General features: G+C 47.3%; 3 tRNA genes and 2 rRNA genes. All 5 read left to right on the top strand.

Annotated features, from left to right (window positions below):
• Positions 1 to 130, top strand: a 23S ribosomal RNA gene (locus RH95_RS09130); the annotation flags it as partial.
• A gap of 33 nt (positions 131 to 163) precedes the next feature.
• A 5S ribosomal RNA gene (rrf, locus tag RH95_RS09125) occupies positions 164 to 280 on the top strand.
• A gap of 24 nt (positions 281 to 304) precedes the next feature.
• Positions 305 to 379: transfer RNA gene (locus RH95_RS09120), tRNA-Asn, on the top strand.
• A gap of 12 nt (positions 380 to 391) precedes the next feature.
• Positions 392 to 480, top strand: a tRNA-Leu gene (locus tag RH95_RS09115).
• Between the two features lie 23 nt (positions 481 to 503).
• Positions 504 to 580: transfer RNA gene (locus RH95_RS09110), tRNA-Met, on the top strand.
• Positions 581 to 590 lie beyond the last annotated feature (10 nt).

Genomic DNA, 590 nt, shown 5'->3' with positions numbered 1-590 from the left:
AAGCCCCCCTCGAGATGAGATTTCCCTCGAAAGATAAGACCCCTAGAAGAAAATTAGGTAGATAGGCTCAAGGTGTAAGTGTAGCAATACATTCAGCTAGCGAGTACTAATAGGTCGAAGACTTGACCAAGAGAAAGAAGAGTAGATTAGTTTTTTAAGTTAATCTGGTGAGAATAGGACAATGGACACACCTGTACCCATACCGAACACAGAAGTTAAGCATTAGTCCGCTGATGGTACTTGGTTGGCAACGACCTGGGAGAGTAAGTTATCGCCAGTTTAGAGGCTAAAGAGCCTCAAATAATCTTAGGTAGCTCAATGGTGGAGCAACCGGCTGTTAACCGGTAGGCTGTGGGTTCGAGTCCCACCCTGAGAGCCAGAAAAAAAGTAAGCCGGGGTGGCGGAACTGGCAGACGCACAGGACTTAAAATCCTGCGGTGGTTAAACACCGTATCGGTTCGATTCCGATTCTCGGCACCAATAAAAAAGCCGGGTGAAAATGACGCGGGATGGAGCAGTTTGGTAGCTCGTCGGGCTCATAACCCGAAGGTCGGAGGTTCAAATCCTTCTCCCGCTACCATAAAAAATTA

Source organism: Peptoniphilus rhinitidis 1-13 (assembly GCF_000246925.1).
Lineage (GTDB): Bacteria > Bacillota > Clostridia > Tissierellales > Peptoniphilaceae > Peptoniphilus_A > Peptoniphilus_A lacydonensis.
This window is presented reverse-complemented; position numbering and strand designations above follow the sequence as displayed.